This window comes from Solimonas soli DSM 21787 (assembly GCF_000474945.1).
In the GTDB taxonomy this organism is placed as follows: Bacteria; Pseudomonadota; Gammaproteobacteria; order Nevskiales; family Nevskiaceae; genus Solimonas; species Solimonas soli.
This window is the reverse complement of sequence record NZ_AXDW01000001.1, coordinates 1-20,976: the sequence shown is the minus strand read 5'-3', so window position 1 is coordinate 20,976 and position 20,976 is coordinate 1. Positions and strand designations below refer to the sequence as shown.

The window sequence follows — 20,976 nt, the reverse complement described above, 5'->3', positions numbered from 1 at the left end:
CCGTGCTCCGTATGGGGCGCGCCGACCGCACAGGCGCCGGGGCCGTCGGCGCGCCGTCGCGCCAAGGTGCGCGGCGCTCAGATCGACGTCACGAGCGCCAGCGGCAGGTGCTGGCTGGCATTGAAATCCTGCAGCGCAAGGCGCGGCCCGGAGAAGAGCAGGGTCGTGATCGACGCGTTGCGCATCGGCTGCATGTAGCGCGCGAGCGCCTCGCCGTCTTGTCGCAGCGCCTCGCAGACCAGGGCGGCGATGACGCCGGCCGACGTCACCGCGAGCAGATGCTGCCGCGGCTGCTCAGCGGCCGTGATGCTCGAAAGCCAGGCCGAAGCGCGGGCGCGGAAGGCGTCGGGCGGCAGCACGCCGTCGATGGACGCCCGGCCCTGCGCCCACAGCTCGAGTTGCTCGGCGTACAGGCGCAGCTGTTCGTGACGGGACATCGCCGGCCGCCCCGACGCGGCCAGGCCGGTGCGCAGGACCGCTGCGCGCAGGACCTGTTCGCCCTCGGCGAATTCGTCCAGCGCCGCATCGACTTCGAACGCGCCGCCGACCGCCAGGCGCGCGGTCTGCTGGTGGCGCTGACGCGGGCCGCAGATCACGCGCGAAAAAGCCAGGCCGCGCGCCGCGAAGAAGGCGCCGGTCGCGCGCGCCTGCTCGGCGCCGAGCGCCGACAGTTCGTCGTAGCGCTCGGCGCCGAAGGCCGCCTGTCCGTGCCGCAGGAGCGTCAGCGTGCTCACGTGCGAAGCGGGCCGGGTGTGCGTCAGCGCGGCGGCATGCGGATGGCGCCGTCGAGGCGCACGACTTCGCCGTTGAAGTAGCCGTTGCGGCACATCTCCAGCGCCAGCGAAGCGAACTCCGGCGGGTTGCCGAGGCGCTTGGGGAAGGGCACGGACGCCGACAGCGCGGCCTTGACGTTTTCGGGCGCGGCGTTCATCAGCGGCGTCGCGAAGATGCCGGGCAGGATGGTGTTGACGCGCACGCCCTCGCTGGACAGGTCGCGGGCGATCGTCAGCGTCATGCCGGCGACGCCGGCCTTCGACGCCGAATACGCCGCCTGACCGATCTGACCGTCCTGCGCGGCGACCGAGCCGGTGTTGATGATCACGCCGCGCTCGCCGTCCTCGAGCGGCGCCAGCGTCAGCATGCCGGCCGCCGACTTGGCGATGCAGCGGAAGGTGCCGACGAGGTTGATCTGGATGATCTTGTCGAACGCGTCGAGCGGGAAGTGCTTGATCTCGCCTTCCTTCGAGCGCGACGCGGTCTTGATCGCGTTGCCGATGCCGGCGCAGTTGACGAGGATGCGTTCCTGGCCGATGGCCGCGCGCGATTTCGCGAAGCCGGCGTCGACGTCGGCATCCGAGGTCACGTTGACCTTGCAGAACACGCCGCCCAGTTCGCGGGCCAGTGCCTCGCCTTTTTCCTCGTTCAGATCGAACAGGCCGACCTTGACGCCGGCAGCGGCCAGCGCGCGGGCGGTGGCCTCGCCGAGGCCGGAGGCGCCGCCGGTGATGACGGCGGCGACCGATGCATCGAGTTTCATGTGTTGCTCCTCAAGATTGGATCAGAGTCGTTCGACGATGGTGACGTTGGCCAGGCCGCCGCCTTCGCACATCGTCTGCAGGCCATAGCGTTTGCCGCGATTCTTCAGGGCGTACACGAGCGTGGTCATCAGCTTGGTGCCGGAGCCGCCGAGCGGATGGCCGAGCGCGATCGCGCCGCCGTTGACGTTGAGGCGCGCCGGATCGCCGCCGGTGACCTTGAGCCAGGCCAGCGGCACCGGCGCGAAGGCCTCGTTGACCTCGAACAGATCGATGTCGTCGATCTTCAAGCCGGCCTTCTCCAGCGCCAGCTGCGTGGCCGGAATCGGCGCTTCGAGCATGATGACCGGGTCGTGGCCGATCACGGTCATGTGGTGGATGCGCGCCAGCGGCGTCAGGCCGTGCGCCTTCAGCGCCTTCTCGTTGACGACCAGCACGCCCGATGCGCCGTCGCAGATCTGGCTCGCGGTCGCCGCGGTGAGGCGGCCGTTCTCGGTCAGCAGCTTGACGCCGGCGATGCCTTCGAGCGTCGCCTCGAAGCGGATGCCCTCGTCGACGGTGTGCAGCTCGCCCGCCTGCTGCGAGCCGTCGAAGCGGCGCACCTCGAGCGGCAGGATCTCGTCCTTGAACGCGCCGGCCCTGGTCGCGGCGATGGCGCGCTGCGTGGTCTCGTAGGCGTACTGATCGAGCTGCGCCTTGGACAGCTCGTACTTCTTCGCCATCATCTCGGCGCCCATGAACTGGCTGAACTCGACGCCGTGGTAGCGCGCGTTGATCGTCGGGCTCTGGTAATGGCCCATGCCGGCCTTCTGCGGCAGCGCCGATGGCGAGAACATCGGCACGCGCGACATGCTCTCGACGCCGCAGGCGATGACCGCGTCCATCGTGCCGGACATCACCGCCTGCGCGGCGAAGTGCAGCGCCTGCTGCGAGGAGCCGCACTGGCGATCGACCGAGGTGCCGGGCACCGATTCCGGCAGCTTCGAGGCGAGCACCGCGTTGCGCGCGACGTTCGTCGACTGCTCGCCGATCTGGCTGACGCAGCCGGCGATCACGTCTTCGACCGCGGCCGGATCGATGCCGCTGCGATCGACCAGGCCGTTGATGACCTGACCGAGCAGGTCGACCGGATGCCAGCCGGACAGGCGACCGGCCTTGCGACCGCCGGCGGTGCGGGTCGCGGCGACGATATAGGCTTCAGACATGTGAATCTCCGTGATGCATGGTGCGTGGGTTCAGAGCGTGTTGCAGAGATGGGCGCCGTCGACGACGATCTCGCTGCCGCTGATGTAGGCGCCGGCCTTCGACGCCAGCAGCAGCAGCGCGCCGTCGAGTTCGTGTTCCTCGCCGAAGCGCTGCGCCGGCACGCGCGCGCGCAGGCGCTGGCCGGCTTCGCTGGCGAGGAAATCGCGGTTGAGGTCGGTGGCGATATAGCCGGGCGCGATCGCGTTGACGCGGATGCCGAAGCGCGCGAATTCGAGCGCCAGCACTTTCGTCAGATGCTTCACGCCGGCCTTCGAGACCGTGTACGGCACGACGCCGGGCGATACGCGGCTGGCGTAGATGGAGCTGATGTTGATGATGCTGCCGCTCTTCTGCGCGGCGACGAGGCGCTTCGCCGCTTCCTGCGCGACGATCCAGGCGCCGCGCAGATTGGTGTTCATCACCGCGTCCCAGTCGTCGTCGCCGTATTCGAGCACGCGCTTGGTGGCGGTGACGCCGGCATTGTTGACGACGATGTCGAGCGTGCCGAGCTGTGCGGCGGCGGCGTCGAGCGCGGCATTGATGCTGTCGCGCGAGGCGACATCCATGCCGACCGCGACAGCGCGGCCGCCGAAGTCCGCGATCTCGGCGACCAGTGCGGCGAGCTTGTCGGCACGCCGTGCGCCGACCGCGACCGCGGCGCCGGCCCGCGCCAGCAGCAGCGCGAAGTGACGGCCGAGACCGCTCGAGGCGCCGGTGACGAGCGCCGCGTGCCCGTCGAGATCGAACAGCCGGTCGGCAAAGTGCGCTCGCATGTTAGGGCCTGTTAACGCCAATCGCGTCGCTGTGGCCGAGGACCTTCCTGGCGATGCTCCAGCGATGCACCTCGCTGGGGCCGTCGTAGATGCGGAAGGCGCGCAGGTCCTTGAAGATGCGCATGACGATGGTTTCGGACGTGACGCCCTGACCGCCGAGCACCTGCACGCAGCGATCGACGATGCGCCAGGTTGCCTCGGAAACCAGCACCTTGCTCATGCTCGATTCGAGATTGCCCTTGTGGCCCTGATCGAGCACCCAGGCCGTGTGCCAGATCGACAGGCGCGAGCTGTGCAGGTCGAGTTCGTTGTCGGCCAGCATGAAGCCGACGCCTTCGTGTTCACCGAGCGACTTGCCGAAAGCCTGGCGCCTGCGCGCATAGCCGAGGGCGACGTCGTGCGCGCGCCGCGCCTGGCCGAGCCAGCGCATGCAGTGCGTCAGCCGTGCCGGCGCGAGACGGATCTGCGCATAGCGAAAACCCTTGCCGATCTCGCCGAGCACATCAGTGGCCGGCACGCGCAGGTTCTCGAAGTGCAGCACGCCGTGACCGCCGGTGAAGCAGGCGTCGAGCGAATCCATCAGGCGCTCGAGGCGGATGCCGGGCTGCGCCATGTCGGCGAGGAACATCGTTGCCGAGCCGTCCTCCATCTTCGCCATGATGATCGCGAAGCTCGCGCCCTCGGCACCGGTGATGAACCACTTGGTGCCGTTGATGAGGTAGTCGTCGCCGTCGCGCACGGCCGTCGTCTGCAGCATCGACGGATCGGCGCCGGCGCCGGGCGCCGGCTCGGTCATCGCGAAACACGAGCGGATGCGGCCGTCGATCAGCGGCCTGAGCCAGCGCTCCTTCTGCGCGGCGGTCGCGACCGCTTCCATCAGGTGGATGTTGCCCTCGTCCGGCGCGTGGATGTTGAGCGCGACCGGGCCCAGCGGCGAGTATCCGGCCTCCTCGAAGACGATGGCCTTGTCGATGTGCGGCAGGCCGAGCCCGCCGAGTTCGCGCGACGCATGCGGCGTCAGCAGGCCGGCGCGCCGCGCGCGCTCGACCAGTTCGCTACGCAGCGCTTCGTCCGGGCCGTGCGGGCCCTGGCGCGGATCGTTTTCGAGCGGCATCACCTGCTCGGCGATGAAGGCGCGTGTGCGCTGCTGCAGCTCGACGAGTCGGGGAGAGAGCGAGAAGTCCATGTCGGTGGTCTCTAGAAGAAGCGGCCGGCGGAAACGTCGAGCGCGAGCGCGAGCAGGTCTTCGGCGATCGTCGCGAAGGCGCGGTAGCGCGGGTCGGTGGTGGCGCCGGAGCGGTAGCGCAAGTGCAGCTGCTGCAGGATCACCGCGGTCTTGAACATCGCCAGCACGCGGTGGAAGGTGAAGTCGGACACGTCGAAGCCGGTCGCGCGGGCGTAGGCGTCGACCACTTCGCGGCGCGTCATGAAGCCGGGCTGCGCCGTCGGCATCTGCTGCAGGGCGTGCATGACCGGCGGATCGCCGACCTGCGTCCACCACGACAGCAGGGAGGCGAGATCGAACAGCGCTTCGCCGCGCGTGCCCTGGTCCCAGTCGACGACGGCGACCGGCGCGAGCGTTCGCGCGTCGAGCAGCACGTTGTCGAGCTTGTAGTCGTTGTGCAGCAGCACGATGTTGGTATCCGGCACGCGCTTGCCGCGCATCCACGCGCCGAGATCGCCGATCAGCGCATCGGTGCGCGGCATGCCCCAGTCGGATGTCGCCAGCGTGGCGCGCTTGATCCAGCCCTCGACGGCGCGCTGCAGGAAGCCCTGCGGCTTGCCGAGATCGCCGAGACCGACCGCTGCGGGATCGATGCGGTGCAACTGCGCGAGCACGTCGACGAGCATGGCGCTCAGCTGTGCGCCGATCGTCGCGTTGCCACGAAAGGCCTCAGGCAGCTGATCGCGGATCGACAGGCCGCGACGGAACTCGGTGATCTGGAACGGCGCGCCGAGCACCTCGGCGTCCTGGCAGAGGTGCAGCGCGCGCGGTGCGAGAGGGAACTTCGGCTGCAGCGCGGCGAGGATGCGCGATTCGCGCGCCATGTCGTAGGCGCCGGGCGGCAGCGGACCCATCGGCGGCCGGCGCAGCACGGCTTCGCGATCGTCGATCCGCACCAGATAGTTGAGATTGGCGAAGCCGCCGGCGAACTGGCGCGGCGGCGGATCGATCTGCAGCGACAGGCCCTGCGTGTTCAGATAGTCACGCAGGCGCGGCCAGTCCTGCGGCACGGTCTCGGCCGCGCTGCGCAGCTGCACGGTGTCCGGCGCGTTCATCACAGGCCCCGGAAGGTCGCGGCGCGGCGCTCGCCGAACGCCTTGATGCCTTCGCCGAAATCCTCGGTGCCGACCAGCAGCGCCTGTGTGTCGGCTTCCCAGGCCAGCATGGTGTCGAGCGACATCGGCAGACGCGACAGCACGGCCTTGGTCGTGGCAACGGTCGCCGGCGGCAGGCTCGCCAGCTTTTCGGCCAGCGCGATCGCCGTCGCCAGCACCTGGCCCGGCTCGGCGAGGCGGTCGGCGAGGCCGATCGCCTTGGCCCGCTCGCCCTTGATCGGCTCGCAGAACATCAGGATCTCGCGCGTCATGCCGATGCCGACGCGCTGCGGCAGGCTCCACATGAGGCCGTAGTCCGGCGTCAGGCCGACACGGCCGAAGGCCGCGCCGAAAGTGCTGCCGGCATCGACGACCACGAAATCGCAGGCCATCGCCAGCGAAAAGCCGGCGCCGAAGGCGCTGCCCTGCACGGCGGCGACGACCGGCAGACGGCCGCCGCTGAGCAGCTGCACGTTGCGCTGGCCGACGCGCATGGCCTGGCGCATCGCGAGTGCCGGGATCGCCAGATCGCCGAGATCGCCGCCGGCGCTGAAGTGCGCGCCGCCGCTCAGCACCAGGGCGCGCAGGCCGTCGTCGTCCTGCAGCTCGGCGAGCGTGCGGGCGAGGGCGGACGACAGTTCGCGGTTCAGCGCATTGCGCTTGGCCGGCTGGTTCAGCGTGACGATGGCGACGGCGCCACGGCGATCGACGAGTACCGGCGCATCTGCGGCTGCTTCGCTCACTGGCTGTTCTCTCCTCTGGGTTCGTCGGCGCGTCGCGTGCCGCGCATTGACGAAGAATGGGTCGCAGTATAAGTTGCGTGTCGCCAACAAGTAAATTAGCCCATGCCCGAAACCGCACCGACGAGGCGAACACAGGAAGAGCGCACGGCGTTGTCCGATCTGCGCATGACGCAGGCGGCCGTGTCGCTGCTGGTGGAAGGCGGAATCGCCGCCGCGACCCTGGCGGCCATCGGTGAACGCGCCGGCTACTCGCGTGGCCTCGTCACGCATCGCTTCGGCACCAAGGCGCGCCTGCTCGCGAGCCTGCACGACACCTTCGTCGCCGACTGGATCGCGCGCGTGCAGCACGCGGTCGGCGACCGCAACGGCGTCGAGGCGCTGGACCGGGTGGTCGACGCCCTCTACGGCTTCGTCGCCGAGGCACCCGACGAGATGCGCGCGATGTACCTGCTGCGCTACGCCAGCATCGATCCCGGCGCCGATTTCCGGACCAACGTGGCCAAGGCGCACAAGGCGCAGCGACGCGACGTGCAGCGCTGGATCGAGGCCGGGCAGAAGGCCGGATCGGTCGACGCCAGGATCGACGCCGCGCTGGCCGCCGACCTGTTCTGCGCGACCGTCGACGGCCTGATCTATCGCTGGCTGGTGACGCCGAAGCTGCCGATGCGCGACCTGCACGACCTGCTGAAGGCGCAGGTGGTGCAGGTATTCGGCCCGCGCAAGGCGCGCTGAAGCGACGACCATGGCCTGCGGGCCACCCACGAGTGAACCGAGGAGATCCGGCTTCATGATGCCGCGAGTCATTTTCGACGCGGACCACGAGCAGTTCCGCGACGCGGTCCGTCGCTTCTACCAGGCCGAGATCACGCCGCGCGTGCCGCGCTGGCGCGAGCAGGGCCACGTCGATCGCGATGCTTTTCGCGCGCTCGGCGAGCAGGGCTACCTGATGATGTGGGCGGGCGAGGAATACGGCGGCGCCGGTCTCGACGATCTGCGTTACGAGCAGATCGTCTGCGAAGAGAACGTGCGCCACGGCGATCCCGGCTTCTACAGCAACCTGCATTCGATGATCGTCGCGCCGTATCTGGCCAAACTCGGCACCGAGGAACAGCGCCGGCGGTGGCTGCCGCCGGCGGTGCGCGGCGAAAAGATTCTCGCGATCGCCATGACCGAGCCGGCCGCCGGTTCCGATCTGGCCGGCATCAAGGCGCGCGCCGAAGAGCGCGACGATCACTGGCTGCTCGACGGTTCGAAGACCTACATATCGAACGGCATGCAGGCAGATCTGATCGTCGTCGCGGCGCGTACGGTGCCGGACTCGCGGCACGGCATCGGCCTGTTCGTCGTCGAGGCCGGCATGCCCGGCTTCTCGCGCGGCCGCCGCCTGCACAAGCTCGGGCTCGACGCGCAGGACACCGCCGAGCTGTTCTTCGACGGCGTGCGCGTGCCGAAGGCCAATGTGCTCGGCGATCCGCGGCTCGGCTTCAAGTATCTGGCGCAGTTCCTCGCCACGGAGCGCCTGATGACGTCCGTCGGCTCGATCGCGCATGCCCAGGTCGCTTTCGATCTGACGCTCGACTTCGTCAAGCAGCGCAAGGCGTTCGGAAAGCCGATCGGTGCGTTCCAGAACACGCGCTTCAAGATGGCCGAACTGCGCACCGCGCTCGACGCGGCGCAGACGCTCGTCGATCAGGGCGTGCTGCTGGCCAACCGGCAGGCGCTGTCGGCGGCCGCCGCGTCACAGATCAAGCTGCTGGCGACCGAGACCGAGAACCTCGTGATCGACGGTTGCCTGCAGTTGCATGGCGGCGCCGGCTTCATGGAGGAATACCGCATCAGCCGGATGTACCGCGATGCGCGCGTCAGCCGCATCTTCGCCGGCAGCAACGAAATCATGAAAGAGATCATCGGCCGCGGCCTCGGGCTCGACGAACGGACGATGTGAGCGGCCCCCAACGACGATACCGCGCGCGGCGAGGAGAAGACGGAACATGACAGTGATCTACCAGGGAAATTGCGTGCGCGTGCAGGCGCTCGACGAGGACTACGCCGAGCTCTGCTTCGACCGGCAGGGCGAGGCGATCAACAAGCTCGACCGGCGCACGATGACGCAGCTCGGCGAAGCCGTCGCGGCGATCGCGGCGACGGCACGGCTGCGCGGCGTGCTGGTCACGAGCGCCAAGGACGTGTTCATCGTCGGCGCCGACATCACCGAGTTCGGCGAAACCTTCAAGCTGCCGATCGCCGAGCTGGTCGCCTACAACATGAATTCCAACGAGGCGCTGCTGGCGATCGAGGCGCTGCCGATGCCGGTCGTGGTCGCGATCAATGGCTTCGCGCTCGGCGGCGGTCTGGAGCTCGCGCTGAGCGCTGACTACCGCGTGCTGGCGGATGCGGCGCAGATCGGCTTGCCGGAAGTGAAGCTCGGTCTGTTTCCGGGGCTCGGCGGCACGGTGCGTCTGGCCCGCATCGCCGGCGCCGAGGTCGCGATCGAATGGATCGCCGGCGGCGCGCCGGCGAAAGCCCCGGCGGCGCTGGCGGCGGGCGTCGTTGATGCGGTCGTCGCGCCGGAACAGCTGCGGGCGGCGGCGCTCGCCATGCTGCGCGACGCGTCGGCCGGCACCGAATGGCAGCAGCGCCGTCGCCGGAAAGCCGCCGCGCTGGCCCTGCCGGCGGGTGCGGCGCAGGCCTTGTTCGCGGACGCCAAGGTCAAGGTCGCCAAGCGCAGCGCGCCGCACCAGCCGGCCGCGCTCGCAGCGGTGGAACTGATGGAGGCCTGCGTGCCCTGCGGTGGGCGCGAGGCGATTCGCATGGAGGCCGAAGCGTTCGCGAAGATCGCCAAGACGCAGGCCGCCGCCTCGCTCGTGCAGATCTTCCTCAACGATCAGCTGCTGAAGAAGAAGTTCAAGGCCTATGCAAAGGCGGCGGCGCCGACGCGGCACGCCGCGGTGCTCGGCGCCGGCATCATGGGCGGCGGCATCGCCTACACCAGCGCGCTGCGCGGCACGCCGGTGCGCATGAAGGACATCCAGCAGAAGCAGCTCGACCTCGGGCTGTCGGAGGCGCGCAAGCTGCTGGCCAGGCAGGTCAAGATCGGCCGCCTCGGACAGGAGCGCGCCGACGCGATCATCGGCACGATCACCCCGCAGCTCGATTACAGCGGGTTCGATGCGGTCGATGTCGTCGTCGAAGCGGTGGTCGAGAATCTCGGCATCAAGCATGCCGTGCTGAGCGAGGTCGAAGGGCGCGTCGCGCCGGAGGCGATCATCGCCTCGAACACCTCGAGCCTGCGCATCGACGATCTCGCCGCGCCGCTGCAGCGGCCGGAGAACTTCGTCGGCATGCATTTCTTCAATCCGGTGCCGGCGATGCCGCTCGTCGAAGTGATTCGCGGTGCGCGCACGAGCGAAGCCGCGGTCGCCAAGATCGTCGGCTACGGCGTGGCCATGGGCAAGACGCCGATCGTCGTCAGGGACGGCCCGGGCTTTCTCGTCAACCGTGTCTTCACGCCGTACATGCAGGCCTTCGGCCAGCTGGTCGCCGAAGGCGCGGATTTCCAGAAGATCGACGCCGCCATGGAGAAGTTCGGCTGGCCGATGGGGCCGGCGTATCTGAACGACGTGATCGGCATGGACACGGCGCTCCATGTTTCGCAGATCATCGCCGCCGGCTTCCCCGGCCACATGAAGACGACGTGGCGCGACCCGCTGCAGGTGATGGTCGATCACCGGCGGTACGGGCAGAAGAACGGCATCGGCTTCTACCGCTACGACACCGATCCGGCCGGCAAGCCGAAACGCAGCGTCGCGGCCGACAGCTACGAGCTGCTGAAAGCCGTGCAGCCGCACGGCGTGCGCGAGTTCAGCGAAGCGGAGATCGTCGAGCGCATGATGCTGGCGATGATCAATGAAGCGGTGCGCTGCCTCGACGAGCAGGTCGTCGAGACGGCGCCCGAGCTCGACATGGCGCTGATGCTCGGCCTGGGTCTGCCGCAGTATCTTGGCGGCGCCCTGAAGTACGCCGACTGGCTGGGCGCCGGGCGGGTCCTTGCCTGGTCGGAGCGCTACGCCGGACTCGGCGCGCAATGGGTGGCGCCGCAGCGTCTGCGCGAAATGGCGGCCAGAGGGCAGACCTTCTACTGAAAAGCGACACGGCAGCGCCGTCCGCCGCATCGCTGGCGGGCGGCACGCTGTCGGGGCCTCACGGCGGCTGCGCTTTCGGCGCGAAGCTCCCGTCCGCCGGCTGTGCGGCATCGCCCTCGATGCAATCGGCGATCTGTTTCCTGGCGACCATGAATCCCCGCGGGCGATTGACGGCGTCGGCCGAGATCACCATGCCGTCCTGGATCAGGCGGCGGCCGGCGCGGCGGCTTTCTGCGCGGCGCGCGCCGCCCTGAAGGCCGGCCTTTCCTGCAATCGTGCCCAGTAGGCGAGCAGCGCCGGCGGCAGCACGCGATGCAGATCGAGCATACGCGCCAGCATCAGCGCATAGCCGACGCTGATGTCGGCGGCGGTGAAACGGTCGGCGGCCAGATACTCGTGATCCGCCAGCGCGCGCTCGACGAGCTGCAGGCGTTCGAGGAACAGACCGCGGAAGTCGGCGACGACGGCCGGCTGGCGCTGCGCCTCCGGCAGGAAGACCGCATAGCGCAGCATCGTCGACAGGAGTGTCGTCAGCGAGGCTTCGCCGAAGTGCAGCCAGCTGAGCCAGCTGCCGTAGGCCTTGTCTTCGCTGCCGACGCCGAGCGTGGTCGGTGCGTAACGCACCGACAGCCATTCAAGGATGGCCGCCGACTCGAACAGCGTGCTGTCGCCGTCAACGAGCAAAGGCACCGTGCCGCACGGGTTCAGCGCCAGATAGTCTGGCGCGTGCGCGCGCGGCGGAAAGGCCATCACCTTGAGGTCATACGCCACCCGCGCTTCTTCGAGTGCCCAGAGGCAGCGGAAGGAGCGCGCGTCAGGGCTGTGGTAGAGCGTGATCATCGCTTGTGAAGTCCTCTTGGCCGCACCCGGCAGGCGCGACTCGTAATCATCCGGCATTCTATCTATTATTGTTAGATAATAATACGGAAGGAGATTCGCTTGACGCAGGAAGCCTGGATCATTGATGCGGCGCGCACGCCGCGCGGCATCGGCAAGCTCGGCAAAGGGGCGCTCGCCGATGTTCATCCGCAGCGTCTGTTGAGCAGCGTGCTCGGCGCGCTCGCCGCGCGCAACAGGCTCGACACGGCCGATCTCGACGACGTCATCGCCGGTTGCGGCACGCAAAGCGGCAAGCAGTCGGCCTGCATCGCGCGCATGGCGGCGCTCGACGCCGGCTTCGATTGCAAGGCGCCGGGCATGGCGATCGACCGCTTTTGCGGTTCAGGCCTCAGCTCGGTCAATCTGGCGGCGATGGGCATCATGTCCGGCATGCAGCAGCTCGTCATCGCCGGCGGTGTCGAGTCGATGTCGTACAGCACGACGCTGCCGCCGATGCCGTTCCTCGATGCCTGGAACCTGTCGCTGCGCGTGCGCGTCCCGCAACCGCATCAGGGTGTCTGCGGCGATCTGATCGCGACGCTCGAAGGCATTTCGCGCGAGGCCGTCGACGCGCTGGCGCTGCAGAGCCAGCAGCGTGCCGACGTCGCGATCCGCGAAGGTCGCTTCGCGCGCAGCCTGGTGGCGGTGAAGCGCGATGACGGCAGCGTCGCGCTCGATCATGAAGAGTTTCCGCGACCGCAGACGACACTCGAAGGGCTTCGCCAGCTGAAGCCGGCGTTCGAGGCGATGTACGAACGCGAGTTCGACGACAGCGGCACGACCTACGCGAAGCTGGTCCGCCAGCGTTTTCCCGATGTGCAGATCCGCCACGTGCATCATGCCGGCAACAGCTCGGGGGTGGTCGACGGCGCCGCTGCCGTGCTGCTCGCTTCGCCCGAGTACGCCAAGGCGCATGGCCTCAGGCCGCGGGCGCGCATCCGCGCGCTGGCGACGGCCGGCGACGATCCGACGCTGATGCTCAACGCGCCGGGCCCGGCCGCGCGCAAGGCCTTGAAGATGGCCGGCATGTCGGTCGGCGATATCGATCTGTTCGAGATCAACGAGGCGTTCGCCGTCGTGCCGCTCAAGTTCATGCGCGATCTCGATATCGACCCGGACATCGTCAACGTCAATGGCGGCGCGATCGCGCTCGGCCATCCGATCGGCGCGACCGGCGCGATGATCCTTGGAACCCTGCTCGACGAAATGGAACGTCGCGACGTGGCGACCGGCCTGGTGACGCTGTGCGCCGCCGGCGGCATGGCGCCGGCGACGATCATCGAGCGCTTCTGAGCGAAGCGATCCGGCGATGTCCCTGATCACCGCCGCCGTGCTGCGTGAGCCTGGCGGGGATTTCGCCCTCGAAACGCTGACACTGGCGGCACCGGCGCGCGACGAGGTGAGGGTGCGGCTCGCCGGCACCGGCATCTGCCACACGGATCTGCACATCCGCGACGGCGGCTTGCCGTTTCCGCTGCCGGCCATCCTCGGCCACGAAGGTGCGGGCATCGTCGAAGCGATCGGCACCGGGGTATCGCACGTGCAGCCGGGCGATGCGGTCGTCCTGACGTTTGCCGCCTGCGGTCATTGTCCGGCCTGCCGGCAGTCGCGGCCGCCGTACTGCGAGCATGGGCAGACGCTCAATTTCAGCGGGCATCGCGACGACGGCAGTGCCTACGCGACGTCGACGGGCGCGCCGGTCACGGGGCGCTTCTTCGGACAATCCTCGTTTGCTACGCACACGCTCGCGCATCGCAGCTGCGTCGTACGCGTTCCGCACGATGTGCCGCTGGCGCTGATGGGCGCGTTCGGCTGCAGCCTGCAGACCGGCGCCGGCGCGGTGCTCAGGGTGCTGGAACCGTCCGCGGGCGAATCGATCGCCATATTCGGCGTCGGCGCGGTCGGCATGGCGGCGGTGATGGCGGCGCGCATCGCCGGCTGCACGACGATCATCGCCGTCGATCGCCACCGCGAGCGGCTGCGGCTGGCGATGGAACTCGGCGCGACCTGCTGTATCGACGCCGCCAGCGAGCGCCCCGTGCGGCGGATCGCCGAACTGACGGGCGGCGGCGTGCATGGCAGCGTCGAATGCACCGGCGTGCCCGACGTGCTGACGCAGGCCGTGCGCGTGCTGCGTGTCGGCGGCAGTTGCGCGATGCTCGGACTGCCGGCCGTCGGCGTGGAGGTGTCGCTGCCGATGCTGCATCTGCTGAACGGCCGCAGCGTGCACGGCGTCATGGAAGGCGACAGTGACCCGGCGACCTTCATTCCACAGCTGATCGGCCACTGGCGGGCAGGGCGATTCCCGTTCGAGCGGCTGCTCACCCGGTTCGCGCTGGCCGACGTCAACGTCGCCATGGCGGCCGCGAAGCGCGGCGACGTCATCAAGGCGGTCGTCGTTCCCTGAGCCACGCCGGCGACGGCGATTTACCAGACTATCACCATTAGTTATAGTGCCCGGGCCAGACCGCCAGCAGGCGGCGCACGAGGAGCCGCCAATGACCGAAACGGTCTACAGCTACTGCCATTACTGCATGTGTCTGTGCGGCACCAAGATCACCGTCGACGACAATAAGGTGATCGGCATCGAGCCCGATCGCGAGAACCCTTTCAGCTGGCGCGACTTCTGCCGCAAGGGCCGCACCGCGGCCGAGGTCATCCGCCATCCGCGCCGCCTGACGAGGCCGATGAAGCGTGTCGGCGACCGCTATGTGGAATCGACGTACGAGGAAGCGGGGGCCGCGCGGCGTCATCGGCACCAACAAGCAGTGCGCCAACGAAACCGTGCGATGCCTGTTCGACGACGTGCGCGAGCGGGCGCTGCCGCGCCGCGACGCTGGCGACGAGGCGTTCGCGGCATTGCTGGCGCAGAAGGCGCCGATGCGTGTCGATCACGCCGGCTGGCGGCGCATCGACGCCTGCGAGCGGCGCCTCGGCCTCGCGGCCGGCCGTCCGCGCATCAAGCTGGTCGAGATGCATGCCCTGCTCGCCGCGGCAGCAGCCCCGGCGGCGCGGGCGGCGTAGGGCATGCAAGAGAATTTCCAACCCAATCGAGTTTCCTGCCATGAACGATATGAGTGAGACGCCGATGCAGCAGGCGGCGATGAAGACCCGCGTGTCCGAGATGCTCGGCGTGCGCTATCCGATCATCCAGGGCGGCATGCAATGGGTCGGTCGCGCCGAGATGGCATCGGCGGTGTCGAATGCCGGCGCATTCGGCATCCTGACCGGTCTCACGCAGCCGACCCCGGAAGCCCTCGCCGCCGAGATCGCGCGCTGTCGCGACATGACCGACCAGCCGTTTGGCGTCAACCTGACGGTGTTCCCGACGATCTCGCCGCCGCCATACCGCGAGTACATCGACGCGATCATCGAAGGCGGCATCAAGGTGGTCGAGACGGCGGGGCCGAAATCATCCGAGCATTGGGCCCGGCTCAAGGACGCCGGCATCAAGATCGTGCACAAGTGCGTCGCCGTCCGTCATGCGCTGTCGGCCGAGCGCGCCGGCGTCGACGCGATCAGCATCGATGGTTTCGAATGCGCCGGCCATCCGGGTGAGGAAGATATCCCGGGCCTCGTGCTGATTCCGATCGCCGCCAAGGCCCTGAAGATCCCGGTGATCGCATCCGGCGGCATCGGCGACGGACGCGGCATGGCGGCGGCGCTCGCGCTCGGCGCCGAAGGCGTCAACATGGGCACGCGCTTCGAGGTCACCCGGGAAGCGCCGATTCATCCGGCGATCAAGGAAGCGCTGGTGAAAGGCACTGAGCGCGACACCAAGCTGATCTTCCGCACGCTGAAGAACACGGCGCGGGTGTTCCGCAATGCCGTGTCGGACGAGACCGTCGCCATCGAGAACCGACCGGGCGGGGCGACGTTCGACGACATCCGCCATCTGGTCGCCGGCGCGCGCGGCAAGGCGGCGCTCGATGCCGGCAAGCCCGACGAAGGCATCATCACGGCCGGCATGGTCATCGGCCTGATCGACGACATTCCGAGCTGCGAGGAACTCGTGCAGCGCATGGTGCGCGAGTGCCGCGAGCGTCTGCAGGCATCGCTCGCGGCGATGGGCTGAGGCGGCAGCGCCCGGCGCCGGGCTTTGCGGGGGCTCAGGTCTTCGACAGGAAGCGTTTGTGCTTCGCCGGGAAGTCGACGGCGAGTTTCTCGTAGTCGAAAACCGAAGGCGCGAGCAGCCTCGCCAGCATGCGCCGCATGCGATCCTCGGTGATGGCGAGGAAATCTCCCTTGCCGACCGACGTGTACATGTAGAAGGTGATCCACAGCAGCAGATCGTCGTCGCGCACGGAGGCGCGGATGTAGCCCTGCTTGCGCCACAGGCTCAGGTACTGCAGCCACATCTCGCCCATAGCGTCGAGCAGCGCCTTGTCGGAGCCGGGCACGCGCGCCAGCAGCTCGCTGCCCGCGTCGCTGGTGATGATGCCGGTATAGGGATGATCGCGCGAGGTCGACACCGCGAGGATGATCGCGTCGATCATCGCCTGCGGCGGATATTTTTCCTCCTGCAGCACGGGCGCGGTGATGCGCACGTGATCGCGAATTTCACGGACCAGCACCTCCACCGCCAGATGATGGCGCGAAGGGAAATAGCGGTAGATCGTCGGCCGCGCCACCTTCGCCGCGCCGGCAATGTCATCCATCGACGTCTTGTGGATGCCGAACCGATGGAAGCACTTCACGGTGGCATCGATGATCCGGTTCTCGATCTCGGCGTCACGATGAAACGCTGAGCCTGTGTTCTTCATTTTTTCATCCCTGTGGCGGTTCTCGACGGCCGTCTGTGCATCCCCCAATGGTAAGCCAGTTTATCAAGATACAAATATTGACTTCTGTAACTAAGATCAATAGATTTACTGGCGACGGAGGTTGGGGTGTGTGCGTGGCCCGCCGTCGCCGAGGCCGCAAGTGACGGTCAACGAAAACGAAAACGCGTAGAGGAGAAGCACGAATGTCCACCGAATCCAGGTTTGCCCTGGCCCTCGCTCTTTCCGCGGCCCTTCCGGCAGCGACCTGGGCACAGGAGCCGGCAACACCCGCCGCCGCGGAATCAGAAGTGAACGCCGCCGAGCCCGGTCTCGCGCCGGCGGCGTCGGACACGCTGTCGGCCACCGACGCAAGCGTCGCCCAGCCGGAAGCTTCGCAGGGCGATGGCGCGACGCCGGCGCCATATCAGGACACGGTGGCGGTTGGCGACGAACCGCCCGCGCCGGTGCAGGTCGAGAAGCCCGGCGCCACCAATCGCCTGACGGCGGAAGTGATCGTCACCGCGCAGAAGCGCAAGGAAAACATCCAGGACGTGCCAATCTCGATCACGGCGTTCAGCGCGGATGCGCTGGATGCCAAGGGCATCGGCGATCCGAAGGCGCTCGCGCAGGCGACACCGGGCATGTATTACGGCCAGACGGTGAACTTCGCGGTCATCTACATCCGTGGCGTCGGCTCCGATGCCTTCCTGCCGGACTCCGATCCGAGCATCGCGACCTATATCGACGGCATCTATTACCCGTTCGCGAACGGTGCCTCGCAGGCATTCGGCGCGGTCGAGCGCGTCGAAGTGCTCAAGGGTCCGCAGGGCACGCTGTTCGGCCGCAACTCGACGGGCGGCGCCATCAATACCGTCACCAAGTCGCCGGGTCCGGACTTCGAAGCCTCGCTGCTCACGAGCTACGAAAGCTACAACGACATGAAGCTGCGCGGGTATATCAATATCCCGATCGTCGATTCGCTCGCGGCCAGCCTGTCGATCGTGCACAACGAGAGCAGCAGCTATTACAAGGGCACCATCAACAATCCGGCGCTGCCCCTGCTCGGTATCGGCGGCGATGCCGCGACGGCGCGCCCACTGCCGGACACCACCGAGAACGCGGCGCGCCTCAAGCTGAAGTGGGACATCAGCGAAGATCTCGACTTCAACGTCGCCGGCTTCATCGATCTGACCTCTGGCCTCAGCTCGAGCCTGATGCCGAACGTCGCGCCCAGTCTCCTGCAATCGGTGCTGGACACGGTCTACGGCGTCAGCACGGTTGCGCCGGGCACCTACCGCGCCGACAGCGACGTGCCGGGCTACTTCCGCTCGAACAACAAGGTCGTCTACGGCTCGCTCAACTATCACCCCGACTGGCTGGACGTGAAGCTGCTCGGCAGCCACCAGAAGATCGTCGCCGACAACTACTTCGACTTCGACGGCACGCGCGTGCCGTTCATCGAGTTCGGCGCGCCGGGCCAGTTCGCGGACGTGACCACGGGCGAGCTGCAGTTCGTCTCGAAGAAGGGCGGCATCCTGCCGGACTGGCTCGACGCTATCGCGGGACTCTACTATTTTGATGAAACGTCGGGCTTTCCGGACAACCGGCTCTCGGTGCTCGGCGGCCTCTCCAACGGCGAGATCGCCGGCATCCCGCTGCCGAACGGTCTGATCAATCTGCTGACGGACAGCGGCTTCACCCGTCTGCTGGATGCGCTGAACCTTCCGCTCAATCTCGGTCTGCCGAACGGCGTGGACGTTTCGCTGCACGACCGGCTCGGCAGCAATTCGGTTTCGGCCTATACGCAGGAAACCATTCATTTCACCGATTCGCTGAGCTTCACGGCGGGCCTGCGTTACTCGCAGGAAAAGCGCAACGTCATCCAGTCCGACGTGCTCTTGATCAACAGCGACGGCAGCGAATCGTCGCTGCTCCAGTTCTCGAAGCCGCGCCGCAAGACGCACAACCTCGCGCCGAAATTCGTGCTCGACTACAAGCTCGCCAAGGACGTGATGGCGTATGCCTCGTGGACCAAGGGCTACAAGAGCGGCACGTTCAAGACCGTCAACGTCTACACGCAGCCGTACTGGATCAAGCCGGAGGAGGTGAAGACCACCGAGGTGGGCATCAAGTCGACCCTGTTCGACGGCGCGCTGCGCCTGAACGCAGCCGCGTTCGAGAACAAGATCAAGGATATGCAGGTGCAGTTCATCTCGGTGCTCGGCGGCGGCGTCGCGCAGCTGGAGAACGCCGACGGCGCGCGCATTCGCGGCGCCGAGTTCGACGCGCAGTGGACGCCGCTGCGCAATCTCGATCCGGGCCTCGTCGTCACCGGCGGCCTGACGTATCTCGACGGCATCTTCACCAAGTATCCGAAGGGCAGCGGTTACGACGAGCAGACCGGCATCTTCTTCGGCACGCTGCCGGGCGGCAATGCGATCCCGCTGCTCGACACGGGCCGCGACTTCAGCGGCAACAGGATCACCCGCACGCCGAAACTGAGCGGCAGCTTCGGTCTCAACCAGCTGATCGACGGCATCGGCGACGGCAATCTCGAACTGGCGGCGAACCTCTACTACAACAGCGGCTTCTACTACCTCGCGCAGAACTCGGCGACCTCGAAGCAGGACAGCTACTACGTCGTCGACGCCTCCATCAGCTACCTGTACCAGCCCTGGCGGCTGCGCACCACGCTGTTCGGCAAGAACCTCACCGACGAGCAGTACACGTATTCGAAGTTCGTTCTCGACACCGGCACGCTCGAGTATCTCGCCCCGCCGCGCACGTTCGGCATCCGCTTCGGCCTGGATTTCTGATCCTCGCCGGCGGATGACGAAGTGCTTACTCAAATCAGTGCGAATCTGGGGATCAACATGAAGAATTTTCTCAATCGCTGCGCCACGGCAGGCGTCGGTCTCATGGCGGCGACGGCGACCACGGCGGCGCTCGCGCAGGACGACACGTCGGCGCTGTTCGACGGTCCGCTGTACGAAGGCAGCTATCTCGCGCCGATGGCCAGCGCCATGTTTCCGGGCTCCAGCGAGGGACTGAAGTCGTCCGTCGGCGGCCTGCTCGGCATCGGCTACCGGCGCGACTGGTGGGCGATGGAAATGCGCGGCGACACCTATCGCGTGTCGGCCAAGGCCGGCGGCTCGGTCGAGCAGTACGGCGGCGGCGTCTACGGCCTGGCGTTTCCCTTCAGCGCGTCGTCCTCGTCGCTCATCCGCAATCTGTACGGCGTGGCCGGACTCGGCCTGCTGCAGAACGACGGCTTCCCGGCGAGCCTGCCGCAGGCGAATGGCAAGCCCGGAGACGTCGAGCCGCAGAACTTCCTGATGACCACGTACTCGGTCGGCATCGGCGACATGCTGCCGCTGCGCCTGGGCCGCTACGAGTTCGCGGTGCGCGCCGAGGCCTTGTATCGCTACGGCCACCGCGCGACCACGGTCAACAGCCGTTTCGGTGACAGCTTTGCGCCCAACGACTTCAACGACGTGCTCGTCAACCTGGGTCTGCAGCTGCCGCTCGGCATCAAGCCGCCGGTCGTGGCAGCGGCCGCGGAACCGGTGGCCGTGGTGCCGCCGGTGGCACCGGTCGACAGCGATGGCGACGGCGTCGCCGACGACAAGGACCAGTGCCCGAACACGCCGCCGGGCACGCAGGTGGACGAGGTGGGCTGTCCGCTGCCGCCGCCGTGCAAGACACCGGAGCCGGGGCAGAAGGCGGATCTGTCGGGCTGCGCGGCGGGCGACACCATCGTCCTGCGCGGCGTGAATTTCGACTTCGACAGGGCGACGCTGACGCTGAATGCGAAGACGATCCTCGACGATGTGGTCGCGGCGCTGCAGGCGGCTCCTGGTATTCAGTTCGAGATTGGTGGTCACACGGACTCGAAGGGCAGCGACAGCTATAACCAGAAGTTGTCGGAAGAGCGTGCGCGTGCGGTAATGCAGTACCTCGCCGAGCACGGCGTCGAGGCCTCGCGCATGAGCGCCGTCGGTTACGGAGAGTCGCAACCGATCGCCGACAACGACACGGACGAAGGCCGTGAGCTGAATCGCCGAGTGGAGCTGAAGATCACCGGTTCCACGGGCTCGACTGCGGTGACGCCGGTGCCGACCGCGGATGGCGCGATCGAGGCGCCTGCGCCGAGTGCAGGGGCGGCGCCCGAAGCTTCCGCGCCTGAAGCAGCGAGGGATCCGGAAATTCCTGATCCGTCCTCCGAAGTCCCTGCTGCGCAGTAAGGCCGGAGCCAAGCCATGCAGCTGGGACAAGCGCAGCCAGACAACAGTCGCCGGATGATCGGTCTTGCGGGCGTGGTGATTTTCCACGCTCTGCTGATCTGGGCGCTGGTGTCCGGACTGGCGCGCAAGGCGATCGAGATTCTGCCGGCGCCCATCGAAACGAAGATCATCGAAGAAGTGAAGCCGCCGGACGAGCCACCGCCGCCGCCGCCGCCGAAGCTCGAGGAGCCACCGCCGCCGTTCGTGCCGCCGCCGGAGATCAACATTGCGACGCCGCCGCCGGCGCACGCGATCACCGCGCAGAGCAAGGCGCCGACGACGCCACCGAAGGCG

General features: G+C 67.8%; 19 protein-coding genes and 2 pseudogenes. 11 read left to right on the top strand and 10 right to left on the bottom strand.

The window, feature by feature from the left end:
• Positions 1–77: 77 nt before the first annotated feature.
• Genes K344_RS0100105 through K344_RS0100075 form a run of 7 tightly spaced genes read right to left on the bottom strand, consistent with a single transcriptional unit; the run spans position 78 to position 6,615 of the window.
• Complete coding sequence (locus tag K344_RS0100105) at positions 78–734, bottom strand: histidine phosphatase family protein (protein WP_028078973.1); 657 nt, start codon at positions 732–734, stop codon at positions 78–80.
• Between the two features lie 23 nt (positions 735–757).
• Complete coding sequence (locus K344_RS0100100; protein WP_028078972.1) at positions 758–1,537, bottom strand: SDR family NAD(P)-dependent oxidoreductase; 780 nt, start codon at positions 1,535–1,537, stop codon at positions 758–760.
• Between the two features lie 21 nt (positions 1,538–1,558).
• Positions 1,559–2,740 (bottom strand): acetyl-CoA C-acetyltransferase, encoded by a 1,182-nt coding sequence (locus K344_RS0100095; RefSeq protein ID WP_028078971.1) that lies wholly within the window; start codon positions 2,738–2,740, stop codon positions 1,559–1,561.
• Positions 2,741–2,770: 30 nt separating this feature from the next.
• Entirely contained in the window at positions 2,771–3,553 is a 783-nt protein-coding gene (locus K344_RS0100090) for an SDR family NAD(P)-dependent oxidoreductase (protein WP_028078970.1), read from the bottom strand.
• A gap of 1 nt (position 3,554) precedes the next feature.
• The gene (locus K344_RS0100085) at positions 3,555–4,739 is read right to left on the bottom strand and encodes an acyl-CoA dehydrogenase family protein (RefSeq protein ID WP_028078969.1); all 1,185 of its coding nucleotides are present in this window, start codon (positions 4,737–4,739) and stop codon (positions 3,555–3,557) included.
• Positions 4,740–4,750: 11 nt separating this feature from the next.
• Entirely contained in the window at positions 4,751–5,833 is a 1,083-nt protein-coding gene (locus tag K344_RS0100080) for a phosphotransferase family protein (protein WP_028078968.1), read from the bottom strand.
• On the bottom strand, positions 5,833–6,615 hold the full coding sequence (locus K344_RS0100075) for an enoyl-CoA hydratase/isomerase family protein (protein WP_028078967.1): 783 nt from the start codon (positions 6,613–6,615) through the stop codon (positions 5,833–5,835). The genes K344_RS0100080 and K344_RS0100075 overlap by 1 nt, the downstream gene beginning before the upstream one ends.
• Before the next feature lie 165 nt (positions 6,616–6,780).
• Here K344_RS0100075 and K344_RS19335 point away from each other — a divergent pair, with 165 nt between their 5' ends.
• The 3 genes from K344_RS19335 to fadB are packed head-to-tail and all read left to right on the top strand — an operon-like array spanning position 6,781 to position 10,757.
• Complete coding sequence (locus tag K344_RS19335) at positions 6,781–7,347, top strand: TetR/AcrR family transcriptional regulator (protein ID WP_051361799.1); 567 nt, start codon at positions 6,781–6,783, stop codon at positions 7,345–7,347.
• A 58-nt stretch (positions 7,348–7,405) separates the two neighbouring features.
• Positions 7,406–8,560: an acyl-CoA dehydrogenase family protein gene (locus K344_RS0100065; RefSeq protein WP_028078966.1), complete on the top strand. Its 1,155-nt coding sequence runs from the start codon at positions 7,406–7,408 to the stop codon at positions 8,558–8,560.
• Between the two features lie 46 nt (positions 8,561–8,606).
• Positions 8,607–10,757: a fatty acid oxidation complex subunit alpha FadB gene (gene fadB / locus K344_RS0100060; RefSeq protein WP_245586052.1), complete on the top strand. Its 2,151-nt coding sequence runs from the start codon at positions 8,607–8,609 to the stop codon at positions 10,755–10,757.
• A gap of 58 nt (positions 10,758–10,815) precedes the next feature.
• Here fadB and K344_RS24740 read toward each other — a convergent pair whose 3' ends face one another.
• Together K344_RS24740 and K344_RS0100050 are read right to left on the bottom strand one after the other, a co-directional pair.
• A complete protein-coding gene (locus tag K344_RS24740) occupies positions 10,816–10,950 on the bottom strand; it encodes a hypothetical protein (RefSeq protein WP_281169414.1) in 135 nt (44 codons plus the stop codon).
• 11 nt (positions 10,951–10,961) lie between these two features.
• Positions 10,962–11,597 carry a glutathione S-transferase family protein gene (locus K344_RS0100050; protein ID WP_028078964.1) on the bottom strand — a complete coding sequence of 212 codons (636 nt, stop codon included), beginning with the start codon at positions 11,595–11,597 and terminating at the stop codon, positions 10,962–10,964.
• 99 nt (positions 11,598–11,696) lie between these two features.
• Here K344_RS0100050 and K344_RS0100045 point away from each other — a divergent pair, with 99 nt between their 5' ends.
• The 5 genes and pseudogenes from K344_RS0100045 to K344_RS0100025 all read left to right on the top strand — a co-directional run bounded on the left by K344_RS0100045 (position 11,697) and on the right by K344_RS0100025 (position 15,711).
• On the top strand, positions 11,697–12,929 hold the full coding sequence (locus tag K344_RS0100045; protein WP_043113411.1) for an acetyl-CoA C-acetyltransferase: 1,233 nt from the start codon (positions 11,697–11,699) through the stop codon (positions 12,927–12,929).
• 16 nt (positions 12,930–12,945) lie between these two features.
• On the top strand, positions 12,946–14,043 hold the full coding sequence (locus K344_RS0100040) for an NAD(P)-dependent alcohol dehydrogenase (protein ID WP_028078962.1): 1,098 nt from the start codon (positions 12,946–12,948) through the stop codon (positions 14,041–14,043).
• A gap of 91 nt (positions 14,044–14,134) precedes the next feature.
• Positions 14,135–14,236 (top strand): annotated as a pseudogene (locus K344_RS24880) (hypothetical protein); the annotation flags it as partial.
• Positions 14,237–14,330: 94 nt separating this feature from the next.
• Entirely contained in the window at positions 14,331–14,660 is a 330-nt protein-coding gene (locus tag K344_RS24510; protein WP_245586050.1) for a hypothetical protein, read from the top strand.
• 79 nt (positions 14,661–14,739) lie between these two features.
• Positions 14,740–15,711, top strand: coding sequence for an NAD(P)H-dependent flavin oxidoreductase (locus K344_RS0100025; RefSeq protein ID WP_028078960.1), 972 nt, complete (start codon positions 14,740–14,742; stop codon positions 15,709–15,711).
• Positions 15,712–15,745: 34 nt separating this feature from the next.
• Here K344_RS0100025 and K344_RS22655 read toward each other — a convergent pair whose 3' ends face one another.
• Positions 15,746–16,399: a TetR/AcrR family transcriptional regulator gene (locus tag K344_RS22655; protein ID WP_028078959.1), complete on the bottom strand. Its 654-nt coding sequence runs from the start codon at positions 16,397–16,399 to the stop codon at positions 15,746–15,748.
• Between the two features lie 308 nt (positions 16,400–16,707).
• Here K344_RS22655 and K344_RS19325 point away from each other — a divergent pair, with 308 nt between their 5' ends.
• The 3 genes and pseudogenes from K344_RS19325 to K344_RS0100005 all read left to right on the top strand — a co-directional run.
• Positions 16,708–19,215, top strand: coding sequence for a TonB-dependent receptor (locus K344_RS19325; RefSeq protein ID WP_051361697.1), 2,508 nt, complete (start codon positions 16,708–16,710; stop codon positions 19,213–19,215).
• 57 nt (positions 19,216–19,272) lie between these two features.
• A complete protein-coding gene (locus K344_RS24735; RefSeq protein ID WP_051361696.1) occupies positions 19,273–20,643 on the top strand; it encodes an OmpA family protein in 1,371 nt (456 codons plus the stop codon).
• A 15-nt stretch (positions 20,644–20,658) separates the two neighbouring features.
• A pseudogene (locus K344_RS0100005) lies at positions 20,659–20,976 on the top strand (energy transducer TonB); the annotation flags it as partial.